This is a genomic window from Williamsia sp. SKLECPSW1 (genome assembly GCF_054332755.1).
On sequence record NZ_JBTGLI010000001.1, the window covers coordinates 2334045 to 2357682 of the forward strand.

The following is a 23638-nucleotide window of genomic DNA, read 5'->3' on the forward strand; positions in this document are numbered from 1 at the left end:
CGCCGTCGCCGTGTGATCCGACATCGCCTGTCCCTGGTGCCATCTCGGCACGCGTCGGCTCGAGGCCGCGCTCGCGCACGGAACATCCACCGCCGCGGTGGTCGCCGACATCGAGCAGGCGGTCCCCCCGGCCGTCACGACTCGATCATCTGGTCGCGTAACCGCGGACGAGGACCTCGGCCATCGCCGCCGCGTACCGCTCGGGGTCGACCTCGGGGTGGTGGCGGAGGTAGCCGAGCATGGCGTCGATCGCGCCCTGGTACGTCACCGCCATGACCCGGGTGTCCGCCTTCGCCAGCGATCCCTCGGCGATCCCGCGTGCGAACAGCGACTCCTGCAGGCGGTAACCGTCCTCGTAGTCGTCCACCGACAGCCGCAGATCGCCGTCGACGGTGTGCAGGTTGTTCGCGATCTGGTCGAGCGCGCGCAACTCGGCGGCGTGTGTGCGGGTCAGCGAGGCCATGTGGCGCACCGCCTGTCGGATGACGTCGGGCGCGGGCTGCTGCAGGTCGAGCCGCTGCACCACCTCGTCCCGTAGCCGGGTCGCGACGTGGATCGCGGTGCGGTACATCAGGTCGTCACGGTCGTCGAAATAGCGCCAGACGAGGCCCTTCGCGACGTCCGCCGTAGCGGCGATCGCGGTGGCGGAGGCGGCCGTGTACCCGCGATCGGCGATCACGGTGACGGCCGCCGCCATGATCTGCTCACGACGCTCGTCTGCGCTCAGACGCACGCGAACGCGGACCGGTGCGTCGACGTCAGGACGCGACGCCATCTCCCGCGGCCGACCGGATGGGCTCATGCCCGCCATTGTTCTCCGCGAGCGCGATGGTCACGACGAGGCCCACCGAGGCGAGCATCACGAGCGCGATCACCACCATCTCGACCCGCATCCAGGCGGGGACGAAGCCGGGGATCGACGCCTCGACGGCGTTCACCGCGACGAGCACGCCCGAGATGATCCCGACCGCCCGCAACGCCCGTCGGTTCCCCGCCCGGATGCCCGGGAGTCGCAGCGGGAGAACGAGGGCGAACACCGCGACGACCGCGGCGTGCACCCAGGCGTCGGGCGTGGCGTGCCGCGGTGCGGTGGACTGCACGATCGCCAGGGCCACGACCGTCCCGACCGCGATCGTCGAATACGCGAGGACCACCCGCCGAAGCCAGAGATGCGCCGACGAGGTGACGTTGCTGTTGACCATGTGGGCATTATTAATGACTGGTCGGTCAACAGACAAGGTCCCGGCGCGACTAGATTCGAGACATGACCACAGCACTGCTGATCGTCGACGTGCAGAACGACTTCACCGAGGGCGGCGCACTGGGCGTGGTCGGTGGGTCGGCGGTCGCCGAGGGCGTCACCGACCTTCTGACGTCGCATCGTGACGACTACGCGCTCGTCGTGGCATCCCGCGACTGGCACGACGCCGACTCCGACAACGGCGGGCACTTTGCGCTCGACGGCGAGCCGAACTACACCACGACGTGGCCGATCCACTGTGTCGCCGGAACGCCGGGCGCCGAGTACCACCCGGCGTTCGACACGTCCTCGGTCGACGTCGAGATCTACAAGGGGCGCGGCGAACCCGCCTACTCGGCGTTCGAGGGCGCGACCGCCGACGGCGTGGCCCTCGCGGACATCCTCCGCGACAACGGCATCGGGAGCGTCGAGGTGGTCGGACTCGCCACCGATCACTGCGTGCGGGCCTCGGCACTCGACGCGATCGGCGCGGGGGTCACCGTCCGTGTGCGACGCGATCTCGTCGCCGGGGTGTCAGCGGACACCAGCGCCGCGGCCTTGCGTGAGATGGCCGACGCGGGTGCGCGGATCGATTGAGCGTCAGCCGATCTCCGCGACGACGAACACCCGACGGAACGGGAACCACGTCCTGCCCGGGGCGTGTTCCGGGTACGCCGTCCGCAGGATCGGCGCGAGGTCCGCGCGGAACGCGTCCCAGCCCGCGTCGTCGAGGACGTCGCGCACCGGCGTGAGCGCGGTACCCGTGACCCACTCGAGCACGGCGTCGGGCCCCTCGAGTTCCTGGAGGTACGTCGTCTCCCACGCGTCGACGCGTGCGCCGGCCTGTCGGAGGATGTCCGCGTAGCCGACGGGGTCCTCCACCGTCTCGCCGCCGCGCAGTTCGAGCCCGTCGAGACGGCCCCGCCATGCCGCCGACGCGGCGAGCTCGCGGATCGCCCGGTGCGACGGTGCCTCGAAGTTGCCGGGCACCTGGAACGCCAGCCACGACCCCGGCTCCAGCGCGGCGACCCAGCGCCGCAGCAGGTCCCGGTGCTCGGGGATCCACTGCAGTGTCGCGTTCGAGACGATCACGTCGACATCCGGCCCGGGGGTCCACTCGGCGACGTCGACCACGTGGGCGTCGAGTCCGCGGTCGCGGGCCGCGGCGACCATCTCCGGTGAGGAGTCCACCGCGACGATCCGGGTGTCCGGCCAGCGGTCGCGAAGGCCGACGGTGAGGTTCCCCGGACCGCACCCGAGATCGGCCACGACGCGCGGTGCCGTGGCGCCGATCCGGGTGATCAGCTCGCCGTAGGGGCGGCCGCGGTGATCGGCGAAGGTGAGGTACTGGGCGGGGTCCCACATCGGTGTCTCCTCGGGGCGCATCTGAACAGTACGCGCGTACTGCTAGTAAACAGTATGCGCGTACTGTGAGGCGCTCACAAGGGTCACACAGCGATCGGCGTGATGGAGGCGCGGGCGCGCACGTCCCCGTCGACGGTCAGCCAGACGAGCAGCCCTGCGCCGGTCTCGTGGTCGAACTCCTCGCTGACGATGTGCACGGTCTCGCCGTAGGTGATCGGCTTGTCGTACTCGATGACCAGGCGATACGGGTTCTCCACCAGTGACCCGGCCTGCGGGAAGACCTCGCGCAGCGCCTGCAGGTAGATCGAGTTGTTGACGTGGTCGAGGCGATCGGTGTCGGCGTGACGCAGGGCGAACACTGGTCCGTCGTCGGACTCCGGGAGCGTCGTCAGCCACGGCTTCCACCGCAGGCGACGTTCGTCGGTGGTGGTCGCGAGCATCTCGAAGAAGCGGTCCTCCATCCGACCCGGCGACTTCGTCTCCATGTTCATGTTGATCCAGAAGCCCTCGGTCTCGATCAGACCGCCCGGCGCCCCGTCGACGCCGTCGCCGGTGATGCGCACCCGCATCGAGCACCACCGCGGCGAGATGCCGGCACACCAGCGCGACAGCTGCACGGTGTCCGGCCAGGCGATGGGCCGGATCACGTCGATCACGGTCCGTCGGACGATCCAGAACTTGTGCGCCTCGAACGCACCGGCGTCGACGAGGTGCTGGGCGCCCGCCTCCTGCAGGTAGCGGGCCACCCCGTCGACGCTGAGGCGTTCGTACTGGTCGATGTCGGCGCTGGACAGCGGCCAGGAGGTGTGGAAGACGTAGCCCTCGGAGGGCAGGTCGACGAGACGATCGGTGAGAGGCATCGCCGCTCAGTCTGGCAAGTGCGTGATCGACGCGTGGGATCGGGACTCGCCGTCCACCGAGATCCAGATCAGCACCCCCGACTCGATCGGCGCGGTGGTGATGTGGACCTCCTCGCCGACCATGATCGGGGTGTCGAACTCGACCACGAGGCGGTGCGGTCCGGCGACGAGTTCGTCGACCTCCGGATAGACCTCGGCCACCATCTGCCAGTAGATGGCGTTGGTGACGTGCCCGAAGCGATCGGTGTCGGTGCGTCGGATCTGGAACGTGCGGTCGGACTCGGGCGGCATCGGCTCCCGGATCGACGGTTTCCAGCGCAGACGGGTGTCGTCGGCGGTGGTCGAGAGCCGTTCGACGACGTGATCGCTCATCCGGCCGATGCCGCGTGTCTCGATGTTGATGTTGATCCAGAAGCCGACCGTCTCGACGAGCCCGCCGTTCTCACCCTCGATGCGCACCCGCATGTCGCACCAGCGGTTGGACAGCGCCGAGCACCACCGGGACACGGTGACGGTGTTCGGCCACGACACCGGTTCGATCATGTCGATGACGGTGCGACGCGCGATCCAGAACTGATGGTCGGCGAGGGCCTCACCGTCGGCGAGATGCAGTGCGCCGGCCTCCTGCAGGTACCGGGCGACGGCATCGGTGCCGAGCACCTCGCTCTCGTTCATGTCGCTGGTACGGACCGGCCACTGTGTGGTGAACACGTACCCGTGGTCGGGCATGGGTTGGAGCGGCTCGGTGAGCGGCATGGATCTCCCGGTGGATGGGCGGGGACACGTCCGCCGAACGTACCTGTCGGGCGGTCAGGGCAGGAGGACGAACTTGCCGATCGGGTGCGACCGCTGCAGTTCCAAGTGCGCGGTTGTGACGTCGGTGAGCGGGAAGGTCCGCGCGATCGGGTTCCGGATCCGCCCGTCGGCCGCGAGCTCGAGAAGGTCGGATCGGGCTGCGTCGCGGCGGCGTGCGCTGTCCGGGTCCCCGCCGCCGATCGAGGGGAAGCCGTCGGACTGTGCGCGTGCGAAGGCCGCGATGGTGACGATCCGCTCCCGGTCGTCGACCAGGGCCAATGACACGTCGACGGCCTCGTCGGTACCGACGGCGTCGTAGGCGGCGGTGATCCTGTCCGGAGCGAGACCGCGGACCCGGTCGAGCAGGCCGTCGCCGTAGGCGACCGGTTCGGCTCCCAGGTCGCGGAGGAAGTCGTGGTTCTCCGGGCGGGCGGTGCCGATGACCCGCGCACCGGCGATCCGTGCCAACTGGACCACGAGCAGGCCGACCGCCCCGCTCGCCCCGTGGACGAGGAGGGTGTCGTCGGGCGTGATCCCGACGACCTCGAGTCCGTCGTGTGCGGTGGTGCCGGTGAGAAGGAGTCCGGCGGCGACCTCCCAGGACAGGCCGGCCGGTTTCGGGACGACGGCCGACGCGGGCTGCACGCTGCGGGACGCGTACGTCCCCACGCCGCGGAACACGACGACCTCGTCGCCGACCGCGAGCGGACCCGCCGGTCCGGTGGTGTCCTGGCCGATCGCGACGATCACGCCCGACCCCTCGTTCCCGATCCGCCGGGGCAGTGTCGACTCGTCGGCACCCATGGCGCCGCTGTACGTCTTGTACTCGACGGGGTTCACCCCGACGGCGTGGAAGTCGACGACGACCTCACCCGGCCCGGGGTCGGGGACGTCGATGTCGCGGATCTCGAGGACCTCGGGGCCGCCGAAGGCGGTGGCGACGACGGTTGCGCTCATGTCTGCTCCGAACGCGCGGGCGGCGCGGGAGAATTCCGCGACGCCACGCACGGGTGCGATGTCGGTGGTGCGCGAGTGGCTACCGGGACATCGGGGGCGGTAGTAGATTGCACAACCATGCCGGGCCGGGATGGGGAGTACGCATGACCCCGGTGTACCGCGCTGCCCTCGGGAGCGACTTCGCCGACCTCCACCCGAACATCCAATGGCGCTACGGCGTGGACTCGACGTCCGGTGTCGCCCAGGTGACCAGCGGGATCGTCGAGTCGGTCTACTGCACCTCGAAGCTGACGCCGCCGGTGCTGCGCATGTTCCGCAGGCGCAACGTCATGCCGACGACGACGAGCCGGCTGGTCCCGTTCTTCATGGACAACTACTGCTACCGCGACGAGCGGGGGCGCGAGAACCTCGCGGTGATCCGCCGTTTCGCCTACTCCAACGGTGAGCAGCGGCTGCACTCGTTGCTCGTCAACGGGTCGAACGGTCTCGTCGACTACTTCGGGGACGGCCCCGACATGCTCATCCCGCTCACCCCCCGCGTCGGTCCGGGCGGCTCACTCGTCCTCGAGAGCGACCCGATGCAGATGCTCAGCCGCGGGATGAAGCTGGGGATGCGCGGCCTGTTCTCCACGTCGATGCGGTACGTGGAGGAGTGGGACGAGGAGGAACAGCGCTTCCACCTCGACGCGACGGTCCGCAACGTGACCCTCGGCGAGATCATGCACTTCCGGGGATGGTTCACCGCGTCCGACCAACCGTGCACCATCCACGACATCCCCGACGAGGCCTGGCCGCTGCGTCTGGAGGACCGCGAGTAGACGCCGACCGCGGGCCGGGCCATTCGGTGCGGGCGTACCCGTCGGTCGGGGTAACTTTGCGCCATGGCTGTCCACGGAACCACCGACTTCGACATCGACGCGCCGGCCTCGACGATCATGGAGATCCTCCTCGACGTGGAGTCCCTGCCGGACTGGTCGGGTCCCCACAAGAGCGCCGAGATCCTGGAGACCGACGACGAGGGTCGACCGAAGAAGGTCAAGCTCCAGGTGAGCATGTCGGGTGTCACCGACAACGAGGTGCTCGAGTACTCCTGGACCGACACCAGCTGCTCGTGGCAGCTGGTGGAGAGCGATCAGCTCAAGTCGCAGAAGGGCACCTACACGGTGACCGAGAAGTCCGCCGACACTTGCCATGTCGACTTCGAGCTCGAGGTCGATCTCAAGATCAAGCTCCCCGGTCTGGTGGTGAAGCAGGGGCAGAAGAAGGCCCTCGACACCGCCAAGAAGGGGTTGACAGCGGAGGCGAAGCGCCGATCGTCCTGAGCGGGCGCTCGTCGTGACCGGATCGATGCGTGTCCGGGCGAGATCGACGCGCGCACGCGGGTACTGTTCAGATGTTCCCGACCGCGGGTCGCGCGGATCGCATCGAGAGTGATTGAGGTAGTTCATGTTCGGGCATTCCGGTCAGTTCGCTCGTCGTCGGGTCGCGGTGCGCGCGGCTGTCGTCGGTGTCATCGGTGCGGGCGCGATGGGCGTGCTCGGCGCGATCGGTGCCGGCGGTGCCGGTGCGGCCCCCCTCGTCTGCGACACCGTCGGCGACCATCAGGTCAACCGCGTCGTCGGTGACGGCTCCTGCGGCGCCAAGTCCGACGCCACCTCCACCGCGCACGGGGAGGACCAGTCGGGAGCCGGCAGTGCGATCGGTGCGGCCGCGAACCGCGGACACGCCAACGCCTACAACACCGTTCCCGGTGGCGCGGCCCTGGCCGGCGCCAGCAACAACTCGACCGCATACGCGCTGACGTTCGGGCCCGGTGGGTTCGCGCTGTCGCAGGCACGCAACGGCGGACTCACCGTCGCCGTGGCCGGGATCGGTGGGGCCACCTACGCCGGACCCGACGGTGTGCGCTGCTCCGGTGGCTTCGCCGCCGCCTACGACAGCGTCACCGGCAAGTACTGCATCGGGACCGGCCGCAACTACCTGAACAACAGCATCCGCTGAGCCGTCCGCGGGTGACCGGCTCCACGGCGTTCACCCGACGGCAACGTCCGCGTCGCCCGCGCGTCCTACATTCACGCGCGTGAGCGAACTGATCGATTCCCCGCGCCGGGACCTCGTCGACCTCAGCCGCACCGTCGGACGCGAGGAGTTGGCGCGCGTCGTCGACCTCGCCGACACCTCCGGGTTCGTCGTCGACGACTCCGACGACGACGACCCCCGCCTGGTCGTCAGCCGCGACCACGCCGTCGTCGACACCTGGCGCGAGGGTTACCCCTACGACGAGCGGATGACCCGCCAGGACTACGAGCGCGAGAAGCGACTGCTGCAGATCGAGCTGCTGAAGCTGCAGAAGTGGTCGAAGGAGACCGGCGCCCGCCACGTCATCCTCTTCGAGGGCCGCGACGCCGCGGGCAAGGGCGGCACCATCAAACGGTTCATGGAGCACCTGAACCCGCGTGGGGCGCGGGTGGTCGCCCTGGAGAAGCCGTCGGAGCGTGAGTCGACGCAGTGGTACTTCCAGCGCTACGTGTCCCACCTCCCCGCCTCCGGTGAGCTGGTCCTGTTCGACCGCAGTTGGTACAACCGTGCCGGTGTGGAGCGGGTGATGGGCTTCTGCAGCGACAGCGCGCACGAACGCTTCATCCGTCAGGTGCCGCTGTTCGAGCAGATGCTCATCGACGACGGCATCCATCTCGTCAAGTTCTGGTTCTCGGTCACCGCCCTGGAGCAGCGGACCCGCTTCGCGATCCGTCAGGTCGACCCGGTGCGGCAGTGGAAGCTCTCCCCGATGGACCTCGCCTCGCTGGACAAGTGGGACCGCTACACCGCGGCGAAGGAGGAGATGTTCGCCGCCACGGACACCGATGTCGCACCGTGGACCGTCGTGAAGAGCAACGACAAGAAGCGCGCACGGGTCAACGCGATGCGCCACGTCCTGAGCCTCTTCGACTACGACGGCAAGGACGACGACATCGTCGGCGCCCCCGACCCCCTCGTCGTCGGCCGGGCCCGCGATCTGCTGGGGGAGTAGCCGCCCGAGCGTTCCGCGGAACGCTCGCCTAGCGTGGTGCCGGTGCGCACGCTCGTAGCCGGACTGGCAACCCTCGTCGCGATCGTCGCCATGGTGGTCGCGTTGCCCGCCCTGTGGACCCACGAGCGGATCGTCGACCGGAGCGGGTTCGTCGCGTTCGTCGAACCGATGGCGCACGACCGGCAGATCCAGGATCTCATCGCCGACGAGTTGACCAGGCAGATCACCGACCAGACCGACGCGCCGGAGTTCCTGGTGGAGCCGGCCGCCCGCCGGTACACCCGCAGCGACCTGTTCCCGCCCGACTTCGCCGACGTCCTCGGCCAACAGCACGACTTCCTGTTCACCGAGCCGACGACCGACGCCGAACGGTCGGGTGTGCTGGAACTCGACCTCACCGAGATGGTCAACCGGGTGGTGGCGCGGTTCGGCCTCCCGTCGTCGATCCGCCTCGACGGTCCCATCCGCATCCCGCTCGGCGAGTCCCAGCGCGACGGGCTCGAGGCCGGCCGGTACGTGCGGTCCGGTGACCAGATCACCCGCGCGGGGTGGCTCGCGCTCGCTGTCGCGGTGGTCGCGGGTCTGCTGGCGCTGGTGATCGCGCGCCGCCGGTCCACCGTCCTCGCGCTGCTCGGGCTCGGCGCCGTCGTCTCCGCCGCGATCAGCTGGGGTGCGACGGGCATCCTGCGGGATCGCGCGCTCGACGAGTTCTCCGGTGCCGACTCGGCGCCCCGTCAGGTCGCGCGGATCATCCTCGACCGCGCAGGCGACGACCTCCAGCACACCGCGCTCATCACCGGGGGTGTCGGTGTCGCGGTGTTCGCCGTCGGCATCCTCGGATCACTGGTCCTCGGTCGCCGCCGCTGATCCGCTGCGGACCGAACCGATGGTCTGCCAGAGGAACTCGTAGGCCAGCGCGGACTTGAACGCCGCCTGGCGGTTGTCGGCCGCGCCGCCGTGTCCGCCCTCGATGTTCTCGTGATAGCGCACGGGGTGGCCCAGTTCCTCGAGCCGGGCGGTGAACTTGCGCGCATGGCCCGGGTGGACCCGGTCGTCCCGGGTGGACGTCGTCACCAGCAGCGCCGGGTACGTCGCGTCGGCGCGGAGCCGCTGGTACGGGGAGTACTCGCGGATGAACGCCCACTCGTCGGGGTCGTCGGGGTCGCCGTACTCGGCCACCCACGACGCGCCGGCCAACAGCAGGTGGAAGCGACGCATGTCGAGCAGGGGCACCTGACAGACGATGGCACCGAACAGGTCCGGGTAGCTCGTCGTCATGACGCCCATGAGCAGGCCGCCGTTGGACCCGCCCTGGGCGGCGAGCCGGTCGTGGGTGGTGAACCCGCGTGCGACGAGGTCACGTGCGACGGCGGCGAAGTCCTCGAACGCGAGGTGTCGACCGGCTTTCAGTGCCTGCGTGTGCCATTCGGGGCCGTACTCGCCGCCGCCGCGGATGTTCGCGATCACGTACACACCGCCGCGGGTGATCCAGCTCCGCGCGGCGATCGCCGCGTAGCCCGGGGTCTGGGAGATCTCGAAGCCGCCGTAGCCGTAGAGCAGTGTCGGGCCGTCGGTGACGTCGTCGCGGCGGACCACGAAGTAGGGGATCGCGGTGCCGTCGTCCGAGGTGGCGAAGTACTGCGAGGCGGAGATCCCGTCGGGATCGAAGAACGCCGGCGTCTGCTTGAGCACCGAGACCGGCCCGTGGCTCGTCCCGTGCAGCAGGCTCGGCGGCGTCGTGTAGCTGCTCGCCGAGAGGAAGATCTCGTCGCTCTGGTCGGGATCGGTGTCGATCACCGAGATCGTCGCGAGCTCCGGCAGCCCCCCGATCTCCCCGCGGTCCCACGTACCGATGACCAGCGTGTGCACCCGCGTCTGCACGTCGTGCAGCGTGACGAGGACCAGATGGGTTGCCGTGCACCGCACGTCCTGCAGGCTGGTGTGTGAGTCGGGCGCGAACAACACGGTCCCGGTCGCCGTGCCGTCGAGGAACGAGTCGTAGTCGAAGGCGACCAACGTCCCCGCCGCGTACCGGACGTCGTCGCGGTCCCACGCAGACCGCGTCAGGACCAGCAACCAGTCCTTGCGGATCAGGGTGTGACTGTCGTCGGGAACCGGCACGACGACGGGACCCGACGCCCGCAGTTCCACCGTCTCCTGGTGGAAGAAGTCGACGGCGCGGACGGCGAAATCCCGTTCGTGGCCGGGTGTGTGATCGTGGCTGACCTGGACTGCGACGTCGGACGTCTCGCCGACGAGGACGGCCTCCGCGTCGGCGAGCGGGGTGCCGCGCCGCCACCGCTTCACCACCCGCGGGTACCCCGAGTCGGTGAGTGAGGACGCACCGTCGTCGTGGACACCGAAGTCGGTGCCCACGAAGACGGTGTCCCGGGCGATCCATCCGACGTCCGACTTCGCCTCGGGCAGTGCGAAACCGGACGACGGTCCCGCGGGGTCGACCCAGGTGCGGGTGACGAGGTCGAACTCGCGGACGACGGCGGCGTCGGCCCCACCCCGCGACAGCGAGATCAGCGCGCGGTCCCACGTGTGCGGCAGGACGGCGGCGCTCTGCCAGACCCAGTTCTCGTCCTCGGTTCGGGCCAGCTCGTCGAGGTCGACGAGGACGTCCCACTCGGGCGTGTCGCTCCGGTAGGAGTCCATCGTCGTCCGTCGCCACAGGCCCCGGACGTTGGTGGCGTCGCGCCAGAAGTTGTAGAGGAACTCGCCGCGGCGCCGCACGTAGGGGATGCGGTCGTCGGTGTCGAGGACCTCGAGGGCGCCCGCCTCGAGGTCGGCGAAGCGCGCGGTCCCGGTGAGTGCGTCGACGGTCGGTCGGTTGTGCCGACGCACCCAGTCGAGCGCCTCGTCCCCCGTCACGTCCTCGAGCCAGAGGTACGGATCGTCACCGCCGTCGGGTGCGGGGCGGGCGGGGGAGGTGGTCGTCGCGTCGGTCACCCGGCCGATTCTTCCAGCGCCCACCACTCAGCGTCCGAACCGCCGCCGCAGTTCCGGGTCGGCCTCCCACCACAGACCGGCGGGGGCGGGCTCGGCGTCGGCGTCGGTGGAGGCGGTCGAGACGTCGTCGGCCTCGTCGAGTGCGGCGTCGATCTCTCCCGCCACGATCTCCTGCTCGGCGCGGAAGCGGCTGAACAGGGCGAGCAGGAACGGCAGTCCGACGACGTCGCCGAGCACCCACAGGATCCCGGCGCCGATGATCTGGTCGGTGCGCAGCGAGGGTCCCCAGCTGCGATCCAGTGCGGCGTAGTAGGCGTGGGCGATGTCGGGGCCCTGCCAGATCACCACGCCGAGCAGGCCGTCGCCGATCGTCTCCACGAGCGTGATCACCAGCGACAGCGACTGCGGACGCCGGCGCGGCACGGGGTCGAGTTGGAGGCGGGTGACGAAGTATCCGAGACCGATGACGAGGAACAGCAGCCGGGTCGCCACGTCGAGCGCGTCGCCCCGCAGGACCGCGGTGTACCAGGGCGTGAGATAGAACAGCCACGGCGTCACCAGCACCGTCCCGGAGGTGACGGCGGGGTGGGTCAGGGCGCGCGCGGCACGCGACGCCAGCACACGCTCGAACCGGGCGCGGCCGGCCGGCGAGCAGGCGTCCCGCACGACGGTCAGCGGCATGCCCAGCGCGAGCCCGAACGGCGCGACGAGCAGCAGGAGCACGACCTGCAGCGCGCGGACCCAGAACAGTGTGTCGGCGTAGGCGCCGACCGAACTCGCCGTCGCGACCAGCCACACGCCGACGCCGAGCAGGGTGAAGACGAGTCCGCGGCCGAGGGAGACGCTCGACCGACGCCAGCACCACCAGTACGCGGCGAGGACCACGACGGACACGACCGTGGTGACGATGTCGAGATGACCTGTGGTGAGCGCGGTCTCGACGGTCAGAGGACGGGGCACGGACCCGAGTCTGCGCCCGGGCGCGCCGACGTCGCCAGCGACGCGGGGCTTACGCGGTGATTGTCGCGTTCCGGTCGACGAGTGGGTCGACCTCGGGGCGCAGCGGGCAGCGGGTCCGGGTGTAGATGGTCGGCATGCACCGGTTGCAGTGGGTGCACTGCGACGTCGTCGAGGGATCGGCCTCGATCCGCAGCGGCAGGTCGGGCTCGCGCAGCAGTGCGCGTCCCATCGCGACGAAGTCGAACCCCTGTGCCAGCGCGACGTCCATCGACGCCCTGTCGGTGACGCCGCCGAGGAGGATCAACGGCATCGACACCGCCTCCCGCAGCTGCTGCGCCAGCGGCAGCAGATACGTCGGACGGTAGGGATAGCGCCGCAGGAACACCGGACCGGCGGCCGTGAGACCCCAGCGCAGCACCCCGTGGAAGGTGGCCGCGAACTCGCGCCGCGGGGCGTCGCCGTGGAAGAGGTACATCGGGTTCAGCAGGGAGCTGCCGGCGGTCGGCTCGATGGCGTCGAGGTGCCCGTCGCTCTCGAGCAGTCGCGCGACGGTGCAGGCGTCGTCGGGCATGAAGCCGCCCGGTACCCCGTCGTACATGTTCAGTTTCGCCCACACCGCGACCGAGTCGCCGACCTCGTCGCGGACCGCCTCGGCCATCTCGCGCGCGAACCGGGCGCGGGCCACGACGGACCCGCCGTAGGCGTCGTGACGCCGGTTGAGCAGAGGGCTGAGGAAGCTGCTGGCGAGGTAGTTGTGGCCGAGGTGGATCTCGAGCGCGTCGAAGCCGCTGTCGACGGCGATGCGTGCACCGCGGCGGGCGGTCTGCATCAGATCGCGGATCTCCTCGGTCGACGGGCGTCGACACACGGCCATCGACGACGGCGCGACACCCATCGGCGCCGGGATCCGTGACGGGGCGAGCGCGCGGGCCCGGTTCGACAGCGGGTTCGCGACCGGACCCGCGTGACCGATCTGCGCGGCGGCGAGAGCACCTTCGGCGTGGATCGCGTCGGTCAGCCGACGGAGCCCGTCGGCCGCGTCGGGACGCAACCAGATCTGATGGCGGTCGGTGCGGCCCTCAGGGCTGATGGCGAGGTAGGCGACCGTCGACACCGCCACCCCGCCCGCGGCGATCTCGCGGTGGAAGTCGACCAGATCGTCGGTGACCAGAGCGTCCGGCGTGCGGCCCTCGAATGTCGCGCACTTGATGAGCCTGTTGCGCACCGTCAGGGGGCCGAGCCGTGCGGGACTGAAGGGGGAGACGGCCATCTCCCGACGGTAGCCCAGAAACGAGAACATGTTCTAGAATCCGGGCTCCGGACCCCGTTCGCCGTGCGCGATCCCCCCTGCGTCCGCCCGGTGTCGCAACGTAGGCTGAGCGGCGTGGCTGAACACTTCGACACAGTTGTCCTCGGCGCAGGTCCGGGTGGGTACGTCGCCGCGATCCGGTGCGCCCAACTCGGCCAGAAGGTCGCCGTCATCGAGGAGAAGTACTGGGGCGGTGTGTGCCTGAACGTCGGGTGCATCCCGTCGAAGGCGCTCCTGCGGAACGCCGAGCTGGCGCACATCTTCCACTCCCAGGCGAAGACGTTCGGCATCTCCGGCGACGTCTCCTTCGACTTCGGTGCGGCGTTCGACCGCAGCCGCAAGGTCTCCGAGGGCATCGTCAAGGGTGTCCACTTCCTGATGAAGAAGAACAAGATCACCGAGATCGACGGCTACGGCGTGTTCACCGACGCCACGACCATCGAGGTCGGTGACAGGACGGTCACGTTCGACAACGTCATCATCGACACCGGCTCGTACGTGAAGCTGCTGCCGGGTGTCGAGCTGTCGGACAACGTCGTCACCTACGAGTCGCAGATCCTCACGCGCGAGCTGCCGGAGTCGATCGTGATCGTCGGCGCGGGCGCCATCGGCATGGAGTTCGGCTACGTGATGGCCAACTACGGCGTCGACGTGACGATCATCGAGTTCCTCGACCGCGTGCTGCCCAACGAGGACGCCGACTCGTCGAAGGAACTGGCCAAGCAGTACAAGAAGCTCGGCGTCAAGGTCCTCACGTCGACGAAGGTCGGGAAAGTCGACGACCAGGGGTCGAAGGTCGTCGTGTCCTACACCGACGCCAAGGGCAACGACGACTCGATCACCGTCGACAAGGTCCTGATGAGCGTCGGGTTCGCCCCGCGTGTCGAGGGCTTCGGTCTGGACAAGACCGGCGTCGAGCTGACCGACCGCGGCGCCATCGCGATCGACGAGTTCATGCGCACCAACGTCGACGGCATCTACGCGATCGGTGACGTGACGGCCAAGCTGATGCTCGCCCACGTCGCCGAGGCGCAGGGCGTCGTCGCGGCCGAGACGATCGCGGGCGTCGAGACCATGCCGCTCGGCGACTACCGGATGATGCCGCGCGCCACCTTCTGTCAGCCGCAGGTCGCCTCGTTCGGTCTCACCGAGCAGCAGGCGAAGGACGAGGGACACGACGTCAAGGCGACGACGTTCCCGTTCACCGCCAACGGCAAGGCGCAGGGGCTCGGTGAGCCCGGTGGCTTCGTCAAGCTCGTCACCGACACGACGAACGACGAGCTGCTCGGTGCACATCTGGTGGGCGACAACGTCTCCGAGATGCTGCCGGAGCTGACCCTTGCCCAGAAGTGGGATCTCACCGCGAAGGAACTCGCGCGGAACGTGCACACGCACCCCACCATGTCGGAGGCCATGCAGGAGACCTTCCACGGTGCGATCGGCCACATGATCAACCTCTGACGACCGACCGGCGGACGGCGCGAACGTGATCGACGGAGCCGACCGCGTCCGCGACTGGACCCCGTCGTTCCCGGTGGACATCCGGCGGACGCTGGGGCTCCACAAGCGGGGTGGATCGGATCCGGCGTACCGCGTCCGGCCCGACGGCTCGGTGTGGCGGACCAGTCACACCCCCGACGGCCCGGGGACGCTGGCGATGACGCGGCGGTCAGGGGTGATCACCGGTCACGGGTGGGGGCCCGGCGCCGAGTGGCTCCTGGACCATCTGCCGTCACTTCTCGGTGCCGAGGACGACCCGTCGGCGCTCGTGGCGCGCGATCCCGTCGTCGCCGCGTTGATGCGTCGGGCGGCGGACTCCGGGATCCGGCTGGGCCGGACCGATCGCGTGTGGGAGGCGTTCGTCCCGGCCGTCCTGGAACAGAAGGTGGTCGGCAAGGAGGCGTGGCGCGCATGGCGACACCTGCTGCGTCGATTCGGTGAGCCGGCCCCCGGCGCGTCCGACATGCGTGTCTGCCCGCCGCAACGCGACTGGGCGACGATCCCGTCGTGGGAGTGGCATCTGGCTGGTGCCGAACCGGTCCGGATGCGGACCGTCCGGCGGGCCGTCGGATTCGATGTGGAGCGACACCACGAGCATCTGCGCACCCTGCACGGCGTCGGCCGGTGGACCGAGTCCGAGGTGCGGTGCCGTGCGCTCGGCGACCCCGACGTGGTGCCGGTCGGTGACTACCACGTGTGCAAGACCGTCGGGCAGACGCTGATCGGGCGCCCCGTCGACGACGCGGGGATGCTCGAACTGCTCGAGCCCTACCGCGGTCAGCGGTACCGGGTGGTGCGTCTGATCGAGCTCTACGGTGTCCGTCCGGAGCGGCACGGCCCGCGGATGTCGATGCGCGATCACCGCGGGATCTGATCAGCCGATCGGGGAGTCACGGGTGGCGACGCCGCGACCCAGTGCGCGGTGCACGGAGAACCGATGCGTCCGCGGATCCCAGGCGCGGTTCACCGGGAGCGTCGCGATCGTCGTGACGACCGAGACCGTGTTGACGATGCACGCGACGGCGAACATCCCCCACCTGCGATGGATCGCGAACGTCCGCAGACCGCACACGGCGTAGCGCACGGTGGTCCGCGGGCCGGACAGCAGTCGTCGACCCGACACCATGGCCGACATCCCCGGGATCAGCACCGTCTCGTGACCGTGCTCGCGCAGCAGCAGCCACCGGTCCAGGTCCTCGAAGACGTCGGGTCGCACACTGACCTCGTCGGCGATGTCGTCCCAGGCCGGCCGGCGGATCACCGAGTTGGCGCCGCTGAGTCCCGGTGCCCGGACCGGGGACCCGCGGTCGAGGCCGGCGCGGGCGAGGGCGTCGAGGAATCGCTGCATCCGTCGGTGGCGGCTCTGGAACGGCAGGTCCCACATCTGCATCGGGGCCGTGCCCGCCATGATCGTGGGATGGGCGGAGAAGGCCGCGGTCACCGAGGCTGCCCAGCCCGGGTCGACGAGGGTGTCGCCGTCGATGCTCGCGATGATCTCCCCCCGCGACTCGGCGAACCCGCGGTAGCGCGCATGCGCGACACCGGGTGTGGCCTCGTGCAGCAGGCGGATCCGTGGATCGAGCGCGGCGACGGCGCGGACGCGATCGGCGGTGTCGTCGGTGCTCGCGTTGTCGACGACGATGATCTCCAGGACGTCGTCACCCTGCTGCGCCACGCGGCGCAGACACTCCTCGATGCCGGCCTCCTCGTTGAACGCCGGGATGATCACCGAGATCGCCACGGCCTCACAGTAGAGACCGAATCCCGTGGTCGGAGCGGGGCGGGGGGCCTACGTCCCCGCCGTCACGGCATCCCAGGCGAGGATCGCCGAGCGCGCCTGGGTGATCGCGCGCGGCTGGCTGAGGTCGAGTCCGATCGTCGCGGCGACGCGCGACATCCGGTTGTCGACGGTGTTCGGGTGCACCTCGAGCCGTCGTGCGGTCTCGCGCCGGTTCATCCCGCAGGACATGTGCACCCGCAGGGTCTCCAGCAGATCGGCCTGGGCTGTGAGGGGGGTGATGAGTGCGGCCAAGGCGTCCCGGGCGGGACCCGGGCGGGTGATCTGGTACTCGACGACGAGGTCTTCGATCGTGTAGAGCCCCGGACCGCGATCGATGGAGCGCGCGAGGTCGAGCAGTTCGTCGGCGCGGGCGACCAGTTCGGGGAGCTCCCCGGCCTCGCCGATGGCCAACGCGCACAGCAGTTGTGAGCCCACGGCCCGCGTGAGGCGCTTCACGACGTCGCCGTCGAGGCGGTCGCGGTCGCCGGTGAGCGGCATGACGACGGTGCCGCCCGCGTCGCTGAGCAGTGACAGGGCCGAGGACCCGAGGACGTCGCCCACCGCCCGCGCCACCGTCGCGGTCACGGGGCCGGCGCCGCTGCCGGCGTCGAGGACCGCGACCGAGAGGACCTGCCACTGTTCGGAGGCCGGGACGCCGAACTCGACCGCGCGGCGGATGTCCATGTCGCCGCGGATCGCGGCGCCGATGAACTGCTCCCGCGGGGACGGGTCGGGATGCGACTGCTCGATCGTCGACGACTCCGCGAAGATCGCCGACGCATCGGCGAGGAGGGCGCGTCGGATCGACACCAGTGCCGCCATGGTCTGCATCACGGTGGCGACGTCGTCGACGCTGCGGGCGGTCAGGTCGGCGGCGGCGTCGACCGCGGTGCCGATCACCTGGATCGTGGCGGCGAGCGGCACGCCCGCGCGTGACCAGTCGGCGACCGCGGCGCGGATGCGCCGACAGGACGTGGTGTCGACCAGATGGGGGCGACGGAGCGAGACGTCGTCGAGTGTGCGGCGCACCGCGGCGCCGAGGGTCACGTGCGCCTGGCGGGACAGTGCGAGCGCGGTGTCACCCGACCGCGGTGGTCCGCCCGCCACCGCGGCGGCCGCGACGGACCGCACGATCCCGCCGAGCACCTCGTCCCAGTCGCCGCGGTCCCGACAGGCGCGGACGAGCGAGGTGAACTCGGGCATGGCGCCCGGGACGGACCCTGAAGCCTTCTCGAGATGCATCGTGAACCCCCAACCGAACACACCCTCCCCGGCGTGTTCGCTCACGGTAGCTCACATGACAGCTGTTGAGCCAGCGAAACGAGAGCGAGATTCTCGGGCGCGTCTCAGGCGGTCTCGGGAGCCGTCGCGACGACGTACTGCCCCTGCCCGGTGACGGTCTGGCGGATGTCCGTCATGCCCGCGGCGTGCAGTCGTCCGGTGATCTCGTCGCGACCGAAGACCCGGAAACCGCTCATCCCCAGGGCGGGTCGTGTGCCGGGCAGCGACGACAGGGTCGTCTGCACGGAGGTGAACACCGCGACCTCACCACCCGGTGCGACGACGCGGACCATCTCGTCGACGACACGCAGCGGATCGGAGATGAGGTAGAGCGCGGCGAGGCAGCTGACGCTGTCGAAGGTGTCGTCGGGGAACGGGATGCGGTGGGCATCGCCCCGGACGTACACCACGCGGGACGCGGCGTTGTCGGCGACGGCACGCGCGAGCATCGGTGCCGAGAAGTCCAGGCCCACGCAGAACCCGTCGCCGGTGAGGTCGCGGGCGAAACCGGCCGTGTAGGTGCCGGGACCACACGCCACGTCGAGGACGCGCCGATCGCCCGGGCGGGCGAGCCGCTCGGTGAGCTGCCTGCCGGCGACGAGTGTCGCGCTGCCGCCGAGGGAGAACAGTCGTGTGAAGACCGGGCGCCAGGCACGTTCGTACACCGCGGCGAACAGGGGATTCTCCATCAGGCGCTGGCTGGGCGACCGGCCCGACCGTTCGGGTTCGAGCAGGTCGAGGTACCCGGCCGAATCGTCGCGGACGGGAACGGTGAGCAGGTCGCGCACGGCTGTCACGACCGCGGAGTCGGTCATCGGTCGCGGTCGATCCGCAGCGTCGAGATGGTGGTGGCCAGCGAGTCGTAGTTGCCCACCAGCAGCAGCAGACCGATCCGTTCGCGCTCGGTGAGGTGGCGGCTCAGTGCGGCCCACGTCGGGTCGGAGATGTCCCGCTCGGCGACGAGCTCGTCGACGGCGGTGAGGATCGCCCGTTCCCGCTCGGCATGACCGGCCTCGGGACCCGACCGGACACGGGCCACGGTCTCGTCGTCGAGGCCGACGCGTCGGCCGATCCGCAGGTGGTGGTCGAGCTCGTAGGCGCAGTCACGCAGGTGGGCGGTCCGGATGATGACCATCTCGGTGTCGCGGCGGCTCAGCGGCCCGAACGGCATGAGTCGGGCCGAGTGGTGCAGCCACCCGCGGAACAGGCCGCCGGTCCGCCCCAGTGTCGAGAAGATGTGCATGTCGGGGACGCCGACGACACGGGAGGCGATGCGGCAGAACGCCCAGTTGACGGGGCCGAGCTCACGGAGGTCTCCGGGTGGGATGCGGGGTGTCATCGCGAGCCTTCCTCCGCCGGTGAGCGGGGATCAGTCGATCAGGTACGGCGAGATGGTGCTGCGGTGCTCGGAGATGTGCAGCGTCGCCCCGAGTGCCGGGAACGCGCGCTGCGCACAGTTCACACGTTCGCACACCCGACACCCCGCGCCGATCGGGGTGACGTGCGCCTGCGGCCCGATCTCGAGTCCGTCGGCGTAGACGAGCCGACCCGCGTGCCGCAGTTCGCAGCCGAGTCCGATCGCGAACGTCTTGCCCGGCTGCCCGTAGCGCGCCGCCCGGCGCTCGACGGTGCGCGCGACCCAGAGGTAGTCGCGACCGTCGGGCATCTGGGCGATCTGGGTGAGGATCTTGCCGGGGGATGCGAAGGTCTCGTAGACGTTCCACAGCGGGCATGTGCCGCCGGATGACGAGAAGTGGAAGCCGGTCGCCGACTGCCGCTTGGACATGTTGCCCGCGCGGTCGACGCGGACGAAGGAGAACGGCACACCGCGTAGATCGGGCCGCTGCAACGTCGACAGTCGGTGGCAGATGGTCTCGTAGGACACCTGGTAGAACGCCGACAGTCGCTCGATGTCGTAGCGGAAGTCCTCCGCGGCCCCGTGGAACTGGGCATAGGGCAACACCATCGCCGCGGCCGCGTAGTTCGCCAGGCCGAGGCGGGCGAGGCTGCGGGCCTCGTCGCTGGTGAAGTTGCCCTCGTCGGCGAGTCGGTCCATGAGGCCGCCGAACTCCAGGAAGGCCAGTTCGGTGGCGAGCTTGAAGGTGCGTTGGCCGGCGGACAGATGTCGCGAGATCTCGAGTCGCCGTGTCTCCGGGTCATAGCGGTGCAGCAGCGTGTCGCCCATGTCGACGCGGCGGACGATGGTGATGCCGTGCACGGTCTCGAGCCGGTCGAAGATCTCGCGGCGGACGTCACCGGTGTGCATGCGCATGCGGGTGGTCATGTCCTCGGCCGCCGTGTCCAGCTCGTGCAGGTAGTTGTGGCGGCGGTAGAAGAAGTCGCGGACCTCCTCGTGGGGCGCGGTGATCGAGCCGCGCATCGACCCGTCCCCGCGGTCGTCGGTGGCTGCCACGAGCTGGTCGGTCGTGGTGCGGTAGCGGCGGTGCAGCGTGACCATCGCCCGCGCGACGTCGGGATGGGTCCGGACCACCTCGGCGGCGACGGAGGCGGTCTCCGCGCTCGCCTCGACGTCGGGGTCCATGAGCACCTCACGGACCTCGGCCACCAGCCGGACATCGTCCTGGGAGTCGAAGAACTCCGCGTCGACGCCGAAGGCGTCGCTGATCTTGACCAGGACGGGGTCGGTGAGCGGGCGGGCGTCGTGTTCGATCTGGTTGAGATACGACGGGGAGATGCCGAGCGTCTGCGCGAGGGCCACCTGGGAGAGTCCGCGGTCCGACCGCAGCTGACGCACACGCGATCCGACATAGGTCCTGCCCACGGACGCCAGGCTACGTCGCGACCGTGACCCGTCGGTCGGGGTGTGATCTGCACGCACCGGCACCGGTGTGACTGTGGCCACTCGGGCGGCGTCGCCGACCGGTCCCGGGCGCCGACGGTGGGTCGAGGAGTGCACGCCGTCGGCCCGGTGCGACGGCGGCATACTCGCAGTACGCGCGTACTTTTTGGCTGCGGCACTGCCCATGTTTCGCATCGGCATCTTCGCAATGTTTGCAAAAGTGCCTTGCAATGTGGCCGTATTTGGCACTCGCAAGGTGGTGGACCAGCACGTTTGTGGTGTGGCACTCTTTGTGCAGGCGCCGCGGCAACGACGTCGGACGGTTGCGAAAACCCCGGATCCGTCCGCCGGTCCACCCACCGGTCTCGACCTCTCGGTCGGCACGACGAGCCGTGGCCGCGCCTGTGAACAAGCCGTCGACAACACGTCGGCAACGAGAAAGTGGAGTGCAGATGAGCAACGTCGGCAAGCCGAGGACCGCTGCGGAGATCCAGCAGGACTGGGACACCAACCCGCGCTGGAAGAACGTCAAGCGCGATTACACCGCCGAGCAGGTCGCCGAGCTGCAGGGCTCGGTCGTCGAGGAGCACACCCTCGCCCGCCGCGGCGCGGAAATCCTGTGGGAGGGCGTCACCCAGGGTGACGGCAGCTACATCAACGCCCTCGGTGCCCTCACCGGAAACCAGGCCGTGCAGCAGGTGCGGGCCGGCCTCAAGGCCGTCTACCTCTCCGGCTGGCAGGTCGCCGGCGACGCGAACCTGTCGGGGCACACCTACCCCGACCAGTCGCTCTACCCGGCCAACTCGGTGCCGAACGTGGTCCGTCGCATCAACAACGCGCTGCTGCGCGCCGACGAGATCTCGCGCGTCGAGGGTGACGACTCCATCGACAACTGGCTCGTGCCGATCGTCGCCGACGGCGAGGCCGGCTTCGGCGGCGCGCTCAACGTCTACGAGCTCCAGAAGGCCATGATCGCCGCGGGTGCCGCCGGCACCCACTGGGAGGACCAGCTCGCCTCGGAGAAGAAGTGCGGCCACCTCGGTGGCAAGGTGCTGATCCCGACCCAGCAGCACGTCCGCACCCTGAACTCGGCCCGTCTGGCCGCCGACGTCGCCGGTGTCCCCACCGTCGTCATCGCGCGCACCGACGCCGAGGCCGCCACGCTGATCACCTCCGACGTCGACGACCGCGACAAGCAGTTCGTCACCGGCGAGCGCACCGCAGAGGGCTACTACCACGTGAAGAACGGCATCGAGCCGTGCATCGAGCGTGCGAAGTCCTACGCGCCGTACGCCGACCTCATCTGGATGGAGACCGGCACCCCGGACCTCGAGCTCGCGCGCAAGTTCGCCGAGTCCGTCAAGGCGGAGTTCCCCGACCAGCTGCTGTCCTACAACTGCAGCCCGTCGTTCAACTGGAGCAAGCACCTCGACGACTCGACGATCGCGAAGTTCCAGAACGAGCTCGGCGCGATGGGCTTCACCTTCCAGTTCATCACCCTGGCGGGCTTCCACTCGCTCAACTACGGGATGTTCGACCTGGCCTACGGCTACGCCCGCGAGCAGATGACGGCCTTCGTCGACCTGCAGAACCGCGAGTTCAAGGCCGCCGAGGAGCGGGGCTTCACCGCGGTCAAGCACCAGCGCGAGGTCGGCGCGGGCTACTTCGACTCGATCGCCACCACGGTCGACCCGACCAGCTCGACCACCGCACTGAAGGGCTCCACCGAGGAAGGTCAGTTCCACTGATCCGGTCGTGACCTGAGACGGACACGGGGTGGGTGCGACACTCGTCGTGCCCACCCCGATCCGTTTCACCGTTCGATATGACAGTCTTGTGTCGCGAGTTCAGGCGGCACGGGAAACCCCTGCAACACATTGAGTTTTCGAGGTCGAGGAGCCATTCATGGCAAGCGATAAGATTTCGCGGGTCGGCGTCATCGGGGCCGGTCAGATGGGCGCCGGGATCGCCGAGGTCTGCGCCCGAGCCCACACCGACGTGCTGGTCTACGAGTCCACCCGCGAACTGGCCGCCGCCGGTCGGTCCCGCATCCTGCGGTCCCTCGACCGCGGTGTCAGCAGCGGCAAGCTGACCGAACGCGAGCGCGAGCAGGCGTCCTGGCGTCTGCGGTTCACCTCCGACCTCGGCGACTTCGCCGACCGTCAGATGGTGTGCGAGGCCGTCGTCGAGGACGAGGCCGTCAAGACCGCGATCTTCACCGAACTCGACAAGGTCGTCACCGACCCGGACGCGGTGCTCGCGTCCAACACCTCCTCCATCCCGATCATGAAGCTCGGCATGGCGACGGCCAACGCCCACCGGGTCGTCGGCATGCACTTCTTCAACCCGGTGCCGGTCCTGCCGCTCGTCGAGCTCATCACCACGCTGATGACCTCGCCCGAGGTGACCGCCCGCGCCGAGCAGTTCGCCGCCGACGTCCTCGGCAAGCAGGTCGTCCGCTCCACCGACCGCTCCGGCTTCGTGGTCAACGCCCTGCTGGTGCCGTACCTGTTGTCGGCCATCCGCATGGTCGAGAGCGGTTTCGCGACCGTCGAGGACATCGACAAGGCGATGGTGCTCGGCTGCGCCCACCCGATGGGGCCGCTGAAGCTGACCGACCTCGTCGGCCTCGACACCGTCAAGGCGATCGCGGACAAGATGTACGAGGAGTTCAAGGAGCCGCTGTACTCCCCGCCGCCGCTGCTGCTGCGCATGGTGGAGGCCGGCCGTCTGGGCAAGAAGGCGGGCCACGGGTTCTACCCGTACGCCGACGCCGCCGCCCCGGCACGCTGACGCACGTCGGCG

Annotated in this window: 24 protein-coding genes; 10 read left to right on the forward strand and 14 right to left on the reverse strand. The window is 69.6% G+C overall.

Annotation, left to right across the window (positions count from 1 at the left end; all coding sequences use genetic code 11):
• Positions 1-145 precede the first annotated feature (145 nt).
• Together ACXVUM_RS10910 and ACXVUM_RS10915 are read right to left on the reverse strand one after the other, a co-directional pair.
• Positions 146-802, reverse strand: coding sequence for a TetR/AcrR family transcriptional regulator (locus ACXVUM_RS10910; RefSeq protein ID WP_458521808.1), 657 nt, complete (start codon positions 800-802; stop codon positions 146-148).
• Positions 759-1202 (reverse strand): hypothetical protein, encoded by a 444-nt coding sequence (locus ACXVUM_RS10915; protein ID WP_458521809.1) that lies wholly within the window; start codon positions 1200-1202, stop codon positions 759-761. The genes ACXVUM_RS10910 and ACXVUM_RS10915 overlap by 44 nt, the downstream gene beginning before the upstream one ends.
• A 62-nt stretch (positions 1203-1264) precedes the next feature.
• Between ACXVUM_RS10915 and ACXVUM_RS10920 the strand changes: the two genes are divergently transcribed.
• A complete protein-coding gene (locus ACXVUM_RS10920; protein ID WP_458521810.1) occupies positions 1265-1837 on the forward strand; it encodes an isochorismatase family protein in 573 nt (190 codons plus the stop codon).
• 3 nt (positions 1838-1840) lie between these two features.
• Here the strand turns inward: ACXVUM_RS10920 and ACXVUM_RS10925 are convergent, their stop codons facing one another.
• From ACXVUM_RS10925 to ACXVUM_RS10940, 4 genes are all read right to left on the reverse strand, one after another.
• The gene (locus ACXVUM_RS10925; RefSeq protein WP_458521811.1) at positions 1841-2605 is read right to left on the reverse strand and encodes a trans-aconitate 2-methyltransferase; all 765 of its coding nucleotides are present in this window, start codon (positions 2603-2605) and stop codon (positions 1841-1843) included.
• 83 nt (positions 2606-2688) lie between these two features.
• The gene (locus ACXVUM_RS10930; protein ID WP_458521812.1) at positions 2689-3465 is read right to left on the reverse strand and encodes an acyl-[acyl-carrier-protein] thioesterase; all 777 of its coding nucleotides are present in this window, start codon (positions 3463-3465) and stop codon (positions 2689-2691) included.
• A 6-nt stretch (positions 3466-3471) separates the two neighbouring features.
• Positions 3472-4221, reverse strand: a complete 750-nt coding sequence (locus ACXVUM_RS10935; RefSeq protein ID WP_458521813.1) for an acyl-[acyl-carrier-protein] thioesterase — start codon at positions 4219-4221, stop codon at positions 3472-3474.
• Between the two features lie 54 nt (positions 4222-4275).
• Positions 4276-5217, reverse strand: a complete 942-nt coding sequence (locus ACXVUM_RS10940; protein ID WP_458521814.1) for an NADP-dependent oxidoreductase — start codon at positions 5215-5217, stop codon at positions 4276-4278.
• A gap of 143 nt (positions 5218-5360) precedes the next feature.
• Here ACXVUM_RS10940 and ACXVUM_RS10945 point away from each other — a divergent pair, with 143 nt between their 5' ends.
• The 5 genes from ACXVUM_RS10945 (at position 5361) to ACXVUM_RS10965 (ending at position 9115) form a co-directional block, all read left to right on the forward strand.
• Complete coding sequence (locus ACXVUM_RS10945; protein ID WP_458521815.1) at positions 5361-6035, forward strand: DUF4166 domain-containing protein; 675 nt, start codon at positions 5361-5363, stop codon at positions 6033-6035.
• Positions 6036-6098: 63 nt separating this feature from the next.
• Complete coding sequence (locus ACXVUM_RS10950) at positions 6099-6539, forward strand: SRPBCC family protein (protein ID WP_458521816.1); 441 nt, start codon at positions 6099-6101, stop codon at positions 6537-6539.
• 124 nt (positions 6540-6663) lie between these two features.
• Positions 6664-7218 (forward strand): DUF6764 family protein, encoded by a 555-nt coding sequence (locus tag ACXVUM_RS10955; RefSeq protein ID WP_458521817.1) that lies wholly within the window; start codon positions 6664-6666, stop codon positions 7216-7218.
• A gap of 88 nt (positions 7219-7306) precedes the next feature.
• Entirely contained in the window at positions 7307-8248 is a 942-nt protein-coding gene (gene ppk2 / locus ACXVUM_RS10960; RefSeq protein ID WP_458522849.1) for a polyphosphate kinase 2, read from the forward strand.
• 42 nt (positions 8249-8290) lie between these two features.
• On the forward strand, positions 8291-9115 hold the full coding sequence (locus tag ACXVUM_RS10965; RefSeq protein ID WP_458521818.1) for a hypothetical protein: 825 nt from the start codon (positions 8291-8293) through the stop codon (positions 9113-9115).
• Here the strand turns inward: ACXVUM_RS10965 and ACXVUM_RS10970 are convergent.
• The 3 genes from ACXVUM_RS10970 to ACXVUM_RS10980 are packed head-to-tail and all read right to left on the reverse strand — an operon-like array spanning position 9089 to position 13433.
• The gene (locus ACXVUM_RS10970; protein WP_458521819.1) at positions 9089-11203 is read right to left on the reverse strand and encodes a prolyl oligopeptidase family serine peptidase; all 2115 of its coding nucleotides are present in this window, start codon (positions 11201-11203) and stop codon (positions 9089-9091) included. The genes ACXVUM_RS10965 and ACXVUM_RS10970 overlap by 27 nt on opposite strands.
• Positions 11204-11230: 27 nt before the next feature.
• Entirely contained in the window at positions 11231-12163 is a 933-nt protein-coding gene (locus ACXVUM_RS10975) for a cytochrome c oxidase assembly protein (protein ID WP_458521820.1), read from the reverse strand.
• 49 nt (positions 12164-12212) lie between these two features.
• Positions 12213-13433 carry an oxidoreductase gene (locus ACXVUM_RS10980; protein ID WP_458521821.1) on the reverse strand — a complete coding sequence of 407 codons (1221 nt, stop codon included), beginning with the start codon at positions 13431-13433 and terminating at the stop codon, positions 12213-12215.
• Between the two features lie 114 nt (positions 13434-13547).
• On the opposite strand from ACXVUM_RS10980, the gene lpdA reads away from it, so the two are divergent.
• Both lpdA and ACXVUM_RS10990 read left to right on the forward strand, forming a co-directional pair.
• A complete protein-coding gene (gene lpdA, locus ACXVUM_RS10985) occupies positions 13548-14933 on the forward strand; it encodes a dihydrolipoyl dehydrogenase (protein WP_458521822.1) in 1386 nt (461 codons plus the stop codon).
• 28 nt (positions 14934-14961) lie between these two features.
• Complete coding sequence (locus tag ACXVUM_RS10990; protein WP_458522850.1) at positions 14962-15846, forward strand: DNA-3-methyladenine glycosylase family protein; 885 nt, start codon at positions 14962-14964, stop codon at positions 15844-15846.
• On the opposite strand, the gene ACXVUM_RS10995 is transcribed toward ACXVUM_RS10990, so the two are convergent.
• The 5 genes from ACXVUM_RS10995 to ramB are packed head-to-tail and all read right to left on the reverse strand — an operon-like array spanning position 15847 to position 20815.
• Positions 15847-16713, reverse strand: a complete 867-nt coding sequence (locus tag ACXVUM_RS10995; RefSeq protein ID WP_458521823.1) for a glycosyltransferase family 2 protein — start codon at positions 16711-16713, stop codon at positions 15847-15849.
• A gap of 48 nt (positions 16714-16761) precedes the next feature.
• Positions 16762-18039, reverse strand: coding sequence for a PucR family transcriptional regulator (locus ACXVUM_RS11000; RefSeq protein WP_458521824.1), 1278 nt, complete (start codon positions 18037-18039; stop codon positions 16762-16764).
• A gap of 59 nt (positions 18040-18098) precedes the next feature.
• Positions 18099-18848: a class I SAM-dependent methyltransferase gene (locus ACXVUM_RS11005; RefSeq protein WP_458521825.1), complete on the reverse strand. Its 750-nt coding sequence runs from the start codon at positions 18846-18848 to the stop codon at positions 18099-18101.
• On the reverse strand, positions 18845-19372 hold the full coding sequence (locus tag ACXVUM_RS11010) for a carboxymuconolactone decarboxylase family protein (RefSeq protein ID WP_458521826.1): 528 nt from the start codon (positions 19370-19372) through the stop codon (positions 18845-18847). Before ACXVUM_RS11010 ends, ACXVUM_RS11005 begins: the two co-directional genes overlap by 4 nt.
• A 30-nt stretch (positions 19373-19402) precedes the next feature.
• A complete protein-coding gene (gene ramB, locus ACXVUM_RS11015; protein ID WP_458521827.1) occupies positions 19403-20815 on the reverse strand; it encodes an acetate metabolism transcriptional regulator RamB in 1413 nt (470 codons plus the stop codon).
• Positions 20816-21285: 470 nt separating this feature from the next.
• Here ramB and aceA point away from each other — a divergent pair, with 470 nt between their 5' ends.
• Complete coding sequence (aceA, locus tag ACXVUM_RS11020) at positions 21286-22581, forward strand: isocitrate lyase (protein WP_458521828.1); 1296 nt, start codon at positions 21286-21288, stop codon at positions 22579-22581.
• 157 nt (positions 22582-22738) lie between these two features.
• Positions 22739-23626, forward strand: a complete 888-nt coding sequence (locus ACXVUM_RS11025; RefSeq protein WP_458521829.1) for a 3-hydroxybutyryl-CoA dehydrogenase — start codon at positions 22739-22741, stop codon at positions 23624-23626.
• The last annotated feature ends 12 nt before the right edge of the window (positions 23627-23638 follow it).

What these genes read in the sequence shown, in the direction of transcription:
- ACXVUM_RS10915 (WP_458521809.1), bottom strand. Translation starts at nt 1,202, where the DNA reads ATGGTCAACAGCAACGTCACCTCGTCGGCGCATCTCTGGCTTCGGCGG.
- ACXVUM_RS10945 (WP_458521815.1), top strand. Translation starts at nt 5,361, where the DNA reads ATGACCCCGGTGTACCGCGCTGCCCTCGGGAGCGACTTCGCCGACCTC.
- ACXVUM_RS10935 (WP_458521813.1), bottom strand. Translation starts at nt 4,221, where the DNA reads ATGCCGCTCACCGAGCCGCTCCAACCCATGCCCGACCACGGGTACGTG.
- ACXVUM_RS11025 (WP_458521829.1), top strand. Translation starts at nt 22,739, where the DNA reads ATGGCAAGCGATAAGATTTCGCGGGTCGGCGTCATCGGGGCCGGTCAG.
- ACXVUM_RS10930 (WP_458521812.1), bottom strand. Translation starts at nt 3,465, where the DNA reads ATGCCTCTCACCGATCGTCTCGTCGACCTGCCCTCCGAGGGCTACGTC.
- aceA (WP_458521828.1), top strand. Translation starts at nt 21,286, where the DNA reads ATGAGCAACGTCGGCAAGCCGAGGACCGCTGCGGAGATCCAGCAGGAC.
- ACXVUM_RS10980 (WP_458521821.1), bottom strand. Translation starts at nt 13,433, where the DNA reads ATGGCCGTCTCCCCCTTCAGTCCCGCACGGCTCGGCCCCCTGACGGTG.
- ACXVUM_RS10955 (WP_458521817.1), top strand. Translation starts at nt 6,664, where the DNA reads ATGTTCGGGCATTCCGGTCAGTTCGCTCGTCGTCGGGTCGCGGTGCGC.
- ACXVUM_RS11005 (WP_458521825.1), bottom strand. Translation starts at nt 18,848, where the DNA reads ATGACCGACTCCGCGGTCGTGACAGCCGTGCGCGACCTGCTCACCGTT.
- ACXVUM_RS10910 (WP_458521808.1), bottom strand. Translation starts at nt 802, where the DNA reads ATGAGCCCATCCGGTCGGCCGCGGGAGATGGCGTCGCGTCCTGACGTC.
- ACXVUM_RS10925 (WP_458521811.1), bottom strand. Translation starts at nt 2,605, where the DNA reads ATGTGGGACCCCGCCCAGTACCTCACCTTCGCCGATCACCGCGGCCGC.
- ACXVUM_RS10940 (WP_458521814.1), bottom strand. Translation starts at nt 5,217, where the DNA reads ATGAGCGCAACCGTCGTCGCCACCGCCTTCGGCGGCCCCGAGGTCCTC.
- ACXVUM_RS11010 (WP_458521826.1), bottom strand. Translation starts at nt 19,372, where the DNA reads ATGACACCCCGCATCCCACCCGGAGACCTCCGTGAGCTCGGCCCCGTC.
- ACXVUM_RS10950 (WP_458521816.1), top strand. Translation starts at nt 6,099, where the DNA reads ATGGCTGTCCACGGAACCACCGACTTCGACATCGACGCGCCGGCCTCG.
- ACXVUM_RS10920 (WP_458521810.1), top strand. Translation starts at nt 1,265, where the DNA reads ATGACCACAGCACTGCTGATCGTCGACGTGCAGAACGACTTCACCGAG.